The organism is Streptomyces sp. MBT53 (assembly GCF_016654115.1).
Lineage (GTDB): Bacteria > Actinomycetota > Actinomycetes > Streptomycetales > Streptomycetaceae > Streptomyces.
The window spans coordinates 35,258-43,101 of record NZ_JAEQAZ010000160.1; the positions used below are offsets into that span (position 1 = coordinate 35,258).

The window sequence follows — 7,844 nt, forward strand, 5'->3', positions numbered from 1 at the left end:
GCAAACAGGTATCAACCGCGTTAACACGCAGGCAACTCGGCCGACCCGATCTCGATATACGGACGAGTCAACCTGAACAACGTACGGCCGTGCGGGTGCCGTAAACGGACCGGGGCGCGCCATGTCGCCCCGGTCCGTTGCCCGTTGTCAGCGGGGGAGCCCCAACGAACGCCGCAGGAAGTCCAGTTGGAGCAGGAGCAGGTTCTCCGCCACCGTCTCCTGCGGGGTCATGTGCGTCACCCCGGACAGGGGGAGCACCTCGTGCGGGCGGCCGGCCGCGAGCAGGGCCGAGGACAGGCGCAGGGAGTGGGCGACCACCACGTTGTCGTCCGCGAGGCCGTGGACGATCAGCATCGGGCGGTGCGGCTCGGCCGCGTCCACCAGGCCCGCGTCGTCGATCACGGAGTTGCGCCGGTAGACCTCGGGCTGCTCGGCCGGGTGCCCGATGTACCGCTCCTGGTAGTGGGTGTCGTACAGCCGCAGATCGGTGACCGGTGCGCCGACGACCGCCGCGTGGAAGACGTCGGGGCGGCGCAGCGCGGCGAGGGCGGCCAGGTAGCCGCCGAACGACCAGCCCCGGATCGCGACCCGGTCGAGGTCGAGCGGGAAGTCGGCCGCGAGCGCGTGGAGCGCGTCGATCTGGTCCTCCAGGACGACCGCCGCGAGGTCGTCCCTGATCGCCTTCTCCCAGGCCGGTGAGCGGCCCGGTGTGCCCCGCCCGTCGGCGACGAGCACCGCGAAACCCTGGTCGGCGAACCACTGCGAGGTGAGGTGCGCGTTGTGCGCGGCGACCACGCGCTGACCGTGCGGACCGCCGTACGGGTCCAGCAGCACCGGGAGCGGACTGGTGCCGTCGTAGTCCCGTGGCATAAGCAGGGCGCACGGGACGCGCCGTGCGCCCCCCTCGGTGAACGTGATGCGCGGGGACATTCCGGGATCTTCGGCGTACGACGCGATCGTCACCGTCTTCTTGCCCTCGCGCAGCACCTGGACCTGCGTGCCCGGCCGGTCCGGCACCGCCGACAGCAGCACGGTCACGCCCCCGGCGCGCACCGCCGAGTGCACGCCGGGCTCCTGCGAGACGCGCTCCAAACCGAGTTCGTTGACCCGGTAGACGTGCACCTCGCCGATCTCCGGGGCGGCCGCGTCCTCGCCCGCCGAGGCCGCGACCAGCACATTGTCGTCCGAGACGTCCAGCACCGCGCGGACGTGCAACTGCGGTCCGGTGAGCGGGCGTTCGCCGACCGCGAGCACCCGGGCGCCTCCCTCGTCGGCGATCCGTACGAGCCGTCCGGAGGGGCTCCAGCACGGCAGGCCGGGGAAAAGATCAAGCCAAACTGGATCTTCGTCGGCGTGCACCATCCGGGTCGTCCCGGTGTCCGGGTCCACGGCCAGGAACAGCTGACTGCGCTGGTCCCGGGCCTGCACGAGCAGCAGTGGCGCACCCGCCGCTGACCAGTGCACTCGCGCCAGATACGGGTACCGTGCCCGGTCCCAGACGACCTCCGTGCGCACCCCGTTCAACGCGATCACATACAGCCGTACCTCCGCGTTGGCCGTCCCCGCCGCCGGATACGCGACCCGCCGCGGCTCGCGCTCCGGGTGGGCCGGGTCGGCGATCCACCAGCGCCGCACCGGCGTGTCGTCCGCGCGGGCGACCAGCAGCCGGTCCGAGTCCGGCGACCACCAGAAGCCGCGGGTACGGCTCATCTCCTCGGCCGCGATGAACTCGGCAAGTCCATAGGTGACTTGATCCGACTCCGGCTCGGCGAGCGCCCGGTCGCCCTCGCCCTCGGCGCCCACGACCCGCAGGGCGCCGCCTGCGACGTAGGCGATGTGCCGTCCGTCGGGGGCCGGGCGGGGGTCGATCACCGGCCCGGGGACGGTGAGTTCACGTGCCGTGCCGGCCCGCAGCTCGGCCGTGAAAAGCCGCCCTGACAAGGCGAAAGACGCCAACTCGACCTCGCTGTCGGTGGCGTAGCCGACGATCCCCGCACCGCCCTCGCGGGCCCGCTCGCGACGCGCCTGCTCCTCGGTCGAGAGGTGCTCCGAGGCGCCGCCCAGGAGGGCGCCCGGGTCGGCCGCGACTCGCTCCTCGCCGCCCGCCGGATCGAGGACCCACAGCGAGTTCGCGCGGTCCGTGCCGGAGGAGGAGCGCAGGAACACGATCCGGGAACCATCGGGCGCCACGCTGAAAGCGCGCGGCGCGCCGAGCGTGAACCGCTGGGTGCGGGCGTGCCGTCGGGGGAAGGAGTCGGTCTCGGTGGTCATGCCCCGACCATATTGGCCATGCGCCCCCTTGTGCGGCTGTGCGCCGAGCGATGCGCGAGCGCGGATAGTTATGATCACTGGCGTTGCGTGGGTATGAACCTGCTGGCTGCTGTATGGATTTGCTCTACGGATCCGAGCCATGGATCCATTGCCCCCATAGTCCGACCCCCCGAGTCCCTGGGATCATTGGAGGTGAGCCGCCGTGGCACTCTCGATTTCGGCGGTGGTGCTGCTGGCGATCGTCGTCTTCCTTCTGGTCAAGAAATCAGGGCTGAAGGGCGGGCACGCGGTCGTCTGTGTCCTCCTCGGGTTCTATCTGGCCTCCTCGACCATCGCGCCCACGATCAGCGATCTCACGACGAACATCGCGAGCATGATCGGCAGCATCAAGTTCTGACGGGTGCCGGCGCCCCGGGTTCCGAGGCGCCGGATGTTGTCCTGGCCCGTCCGGTTCTGCTGCCTCGGCGTGCTCGGCTCCGTAAGCTTGACGGACCGAGGACGAGCAAAGGCTGGGGCAGCGGCGCGTGGACAGACACAGCGGTGACGATCGGCTTCGAGAACTGGCGAAGGCATCGCCCAACTTCGGGCGCCTGTACGGGTATCAGCCTCTCCTGGCGATCTACGGATCCCAGGCGGAGCTCACCGTCCTGACCAACCCGAACGCCGCCTACGTCAGCGCGGGCCAGTTCGGCGAGGTGCTCGCCGAGGAGTTCGTCACCCGTACGGGAACCCGCCTCGAAGGCACTCGACAGATCGATCGCCTCAACGCGCTGACCCGACAGGGCGTCCTTGTCGGCTGGAGCCGTGACGCCTTCGACAAGCTGCGCCGGGGTCGCAACGACGCCGCGCACAACCACCTCTTCGACACGACGAAGGCGCTCGAAGCGCTGGAGTTGTGCTGGAAGTTGGGCGACCTCTTCGACCGGGCCATGGGCGGTACCCGGACCGTGGCCGCGTTCGTTCCGCCGACACTCCCGGTCGAGGTGACCTCGGCCGAGCCTGAGGAGATCGCGGAGCTTGAAGAGGCGTTGGCGGGGCATCGTCGCGCGCTGGCCGAGTCGCGTGTGAAGCTGTCCGAGACCAGCGATCGTCTGGAGGCCGAGCGGCGGGCGCGCGCCGAGACCGAGGCGCTCATCGCCAGTGCGGAACAGACCAAGGCTGCCTACGCCGCGCAGAACGAGGAACTCCGGACGCAGGTCGCGGAGTTGCGGGCGGCTCACCAGCAGCAGTACGACCGTGACCGCCTCCAGCCGCGCAAGGTGGCCTCCGCCGCACGCGAGGCCATCGTCGAGCGCGCGCAGCGCCCCGCGCCGCTCAACGAGGTGCAGGCACGAGCGAAGATCGACGCGATGCTGTCCAAAGCGGGCTGGCGGATCCAGGACAAGGCGGACACCAACCCGCTCGCGGGCAAAGGCGTCGCCGTTCGGGAGTTCACGGTGGCCACGGGCCGGGCCGACTACGTCCTCTACGTCGACGGGAAGATCGTCGGTGTCATCGAGGCCAAGCGGGAGGGAACACCGCTCGCCGGGGCCCTCGCCCAGAACGAGCGGTACGCGGCGGGTGTGCTCAAGGAACACGCGATGGCCGTGTGGCGTCGTGAGGAGCCCTTCGCGTTCCGGTACGCCACCACGGGCACGGAGACCTACTTCCTCAACCGCGTTGATCCGGAAGCCCGTTCGCGCGAGGTCTTCGCCTTCCACCGCCCCGAAACCCTCGCCGCCTGGATGAAGAAGGCCGACGAGAATCCGACGGCCCCCACGTTCCGCGCGGCCCTGCGCACGAGCATGCCGCTCCTGGAGACGCACGGCCTGCGCATGGCCCAGGTCGACGCCGTGACGGGCCTGGAGGGGTCCCTGGCCGCCGACCGGCCGCGCGCCCTGATCCAGATGGCCACGGGAGCGGGCAAGACCTTCACGGCCGTCACGGAGACGTACCGCCTGCTGCGCCATGCGGGCGCCCGCCGGGTCCTCTTCCTCGTCGACCGCAACAACCTCGGACGCCAGGCCCACGCGGAGTTCGACAAGTACCGCACTCCCGACGAGAACCGGAAGCTCACCGACCTCTACAACGTCGACATGCTGGGCCGCAGCGGGCTCCAGGACACGTCGGCGGTCGTCATTTCCACCATCCAGCGGATGTACGCGCTCCTCAAGGGCGAGGAACCGCAGGACGGTCCGGACGCGAACCAGGCGGAGGCCGGGGACCAGGAGGACGCGCGCGCCTCGACCCTGGACGAGACCTACGCGGCGGACGAGCCGATCACGGTCGAGTACAACCCGGACGTGCCGATCGAGGCGTTCGACGTCATCGTGATCGACGAGTGCCACCGCTCGATCTACGGCCTGTGGCGCGGCGTCCTGGAGTACTTCGACGCTCACTTGGTCGGTCTGACGGCCACCCCCACCCGTCAGACCCAGGGCTTCTTCGACCACAACATGGTGTCGCAGTACACGTACGAGCAGGCCGTGGCCGACGGCGTCAACGTCGACTTCGACATCGTGCGCCTCAACACCACGATCCGCGAGGACGGCGGCGCGAAGATCGAGAAGGGTACGACCGTCCGTATCCGGGACCGCCAGACGCGCGCCCAGCGCTACGAGCAACTGGACGAGGACTTCGAGTACACCGTGTCCCAACTCGGGCGCACGGTGATCACCGAGGACGAGATCCGGGCCGTCCTGACGACGTACCGCAACCACTGGAAGCGCTGGTTCCCGGGCCGCGCCGAGCTTCCCAAGACCCTCGTCTTCGCGGCCGGCGACGACCATGCCGAGGAAGTGTTGAAGCAGGTCAAGGAAGTCTTCGGCCGGGGCGACGAGTTCGCGAAGAAGATCACTTACAGGTCGCGGCAGAACGGCGACGACCCCGATGCCCTGATCAACGACCTGCGCAACTCGCACCGACTGCGGGTCGCCGTCACCGTCGACATGATCGCCACGGGCACGGACGTGAAGCCGCTGGAGTGCGTGATCTTCCTGCGGTCCATCAAGAGCCCGGTGCTCTTCGAGCAGATGAAGGGCCGGGGCGCTCGCTCCATCGACGCGGACGAGCTGAAGGCGGTGACCCCGGAAGCGGCGCCCGACCTGACGAAGGACCGTTTCGTCCTGATCGACGCGGTAGGCGTGACCGACTCGCCTCTGGTGGACGCCCGGCCGCTGATTCCGGCGGGGGAGAAGGGCGTCTCGCTGGCGAAGCTGCTCGACAAGACGGGAACGCGGTCGTTGACGGCGGACGAGGCGGAGACCTTGGCGCGTCGACTGGCCCGCATCGATCGGCAGTTGGGGGCGGAGGAGCGCGGGCTGCTGGCTCAGACGTCCGGGGGTGTGAGCCTGGCGGATCTGGCGCGCGGGATCACGGACGCGGTGGATGTGGACACGCAGGATCGCGCGCGGCACGAGGGTGGCCCCGAACTGGCCAAGAAGCTCGTACACGACGCGATCGCCCCGCTGACCTCCCGGCCGGAGTTGCGGAAGTTGATCCTGGAGATCAGACACCAACAGGACCTGACCTACGACGAGACGACCGAGGTCCGTGTCACCGAGATGCGGGAAATACCGCGAACGGAGCGCGCGGCCAAGGAACTTGCCGAGTGGAACTCCCTGCTGACGCAGGAGCAGCGGGACGAGAACGTGGCGATCCGCGTGGCGTTGGGCAGTGGTGCGCGGGTGAGTCCGCGTGAGGCGAGGGACGCGCTGAGGGAGCTGACGGGCCGGATTCGGGCGACGAACCGTTCCTGGACGACGGGTGTCCTGTGGGACCACTACGAGCAGCTCGGCCGTGCGGCAGCCGCTCCGGGCAAGGAGGCCGGTCTCGGCGACCTGGTGCGCCTCATCCGCTTCGAGCTCGGCGCCGACGACGAGCTGGTTCCGTACCGTACGGTGGTCGAGGAGCGCTTCGAGGGCTGGTTGTTGCGGCAGCGGCAGGCAGGTGTGCAGTTCACGGATGATCAGCTGTGGTGGCTGGAGCGCATAAAGGACGCCATTGTCGTCGACGTCGGCATCGAGCCGGGAGACTTCGCTGTCGCGCCGTTCACGGAACGGGGTGGCGGTCGGGGCTTCATGCAGGCGTTCGGGGACAAGGACAAGGCGTTGGAATTGTTGGATGAGCTGAATCAGGAATTGGGTTGAGTGTGGAATTGGGTGGCCTGCCGAACTCCTGGTCTTGGGTGTCTCTGAAAGATGTACTGAGCGAGCCTCTCATTAATGGGCGCTCTGTGAAGACGATGGGGGGTGGGTTTCCTGTCCTGCGTCTCACGGCCATTAAGGATGGGCGGATCGATCTCGCTGAGTCAAAAGAGGGAGCCTGGACCCACGAGCAGGCTCAGCCCTTTCTGGTTCACGAAGCAGACTTTCTGCTCAGTCGTGGCAATGGGTCCAAGCGTCTGGTTGGGCGTGGAGGCCTGGTTGGGAACGTGGGCAGCCCGATCGCGTTCCCAGACACGATGATTCGAGTCCGGCTGAATGCTGGACTTATTTCATCCTCGTACTTCTGTCTTCTGTGGGACTCTCCCCATGTGCGCACGCAGATCGAGGCGAAGGCGCGGACGACCGCGGGTATTTACAAGGTGAACCAGGCGCTGCTTGAGGCAGTGGGTTTGCCGCTGCCGCCCCTCGCGGAGCAGCACCGCATCGTTGAGGCGCTCGAAGAGCAGCTATCTCGACTGGACGCAGCCGAGAAGAACGTTCGCGAGGTTCTGAAGCGGATGAGCCGTCTGCTGGATCAAGCAACCGACTTCACGGGCTATGTGTCCCTCAGGCCTGACGAACCTGCTGCACAGGCACCCCCCGTGGCCAACTCGGTTGATGGAGAGCTTCCTCGCATTCCATCAGACTGGCGATGGATGCGTCTCGGGGATTTGGCTGAGGTGGTAGGTGGCGTGACGAAGGACAAGAAGAAGCAGTCTGATCCGGATATTCCCGAAGTGCCGTACCTTCGTGTTGCGAACGTCCAGCGCGGCCATCTCGAACTCGACCACATCACTATGATCCGTGTTCCCCAGAAAAAGGCGGATCAGTTGCGGCTGAAAGCCGGAGATGTGCTCATGAATGAGGGAGGTGACCGCGACAAGCTCGGCAGGGGTTGGGTTTGGGAAGGGCAGATTCCGGGCGCTATCCATCAGAACCACGTTTTCAGGGCCAGGATTCATGGGGATCTACTCAAGCCGGAACTCCTGTCATGGTTTGCGAATGGCGCGGCGAAATGGTTTGAAGTCAACGGTAAGCAGAGCACGAACCTCGCTTCCATCAGCCTGACCAAGATCAAAGACCTTCCGGTCCCTGTGCCTCCACAGGCGGAGCAACAGAGCATTGTGGAGCGGATCGAAGAGCGCCTCGCACAGCTCAGGCATGCGCGACAAACGAGTGAGCAAGTGCTGAGGCGGGGCAAGGCGTTGCGTAACGCTCTCTTGCGTAAGGCGTTCGGAGGAGGGCTCGTGCACCAAGACGAACATGACGAACCCGCCGCGGAAATGCTCGCCCGCATCACCGCCGAGCGCGCTGCCCAGTCAACCGCCAGGCGTGCCCGCCGGGCCACGGTCAAGCCCCCGCATCAGGCCGCCGCACCCGAACCAACCC

At 67.6% G+C, this 7,844-nt stretch carries 4 protein-coding genes; 3 read left to right on the forward strand and 1 reads right to left on the reverse strand.

Annotated features, from left to right (window positions below):
• Positions 1-147: 147 nt before the first annotated feature.
• Positions 148-2,271: a prolyl oligopeptidase family serine peptidase gene (locus JHN45_RS39005; RefSeq protein WP_201054273.1), complete on the reverse strand. Its 2,124-nt coding sequence runs from the start codon at positions 2,269-2,271 to the stop codon at positions 148-150.
• Positions 2,272-2,473: 202 nt separating this feature from the next.
• Between JHN45_RS39005 and JHN45_RS39010 the strand changes: the two genes are divergently transcribed.
• From JHN45_RS39010 to JHN45_RS39020, 3 genes are all read left to right on the forward strand, one after another.
• Positions 2,474-2,668 (forward strand): hypothetical protein, encoded by a 195-nt coding sequence (locus tag JHN45_RS39010; protein ID WP_019058412.1) that lies wholly within the window; start codon positions 2,474-2,476, stop codon positions 2,666-2,668.
• Between the two features lie 127 nt (positions 2,669-2,795).
• Positions 2,796-6,398, forward strand: a complete 3,603-nt coding sequence (locus JHN45_RS39015) for a DEAD/DEAH box helicase family protein (protein ID WP_201054274.1) — start codon at positions 2,796-2,798, stop codon at positions 6,396-6,398.
• 86 nt (positions 6,399-6,484) lie between these two features.
• On the forward strand, positions 6,485-7,844 hold a 1,360-nt coding region (locus JHN45_RS39020; RefSeq protein WP_374195667.1), incomplete at its 3' end, for a restriction endonuclease subunit S.

What these genes read in the sequence shown, in the direction of transcription:
- JHN45_RS39005 (WP_201054273.1), bottom strand. Translation starts at nt 2,271, where the DNA reads ATGACCACCGAGACCGACTCCTTCCCCCGACGGCACGCCCGCACCCAG.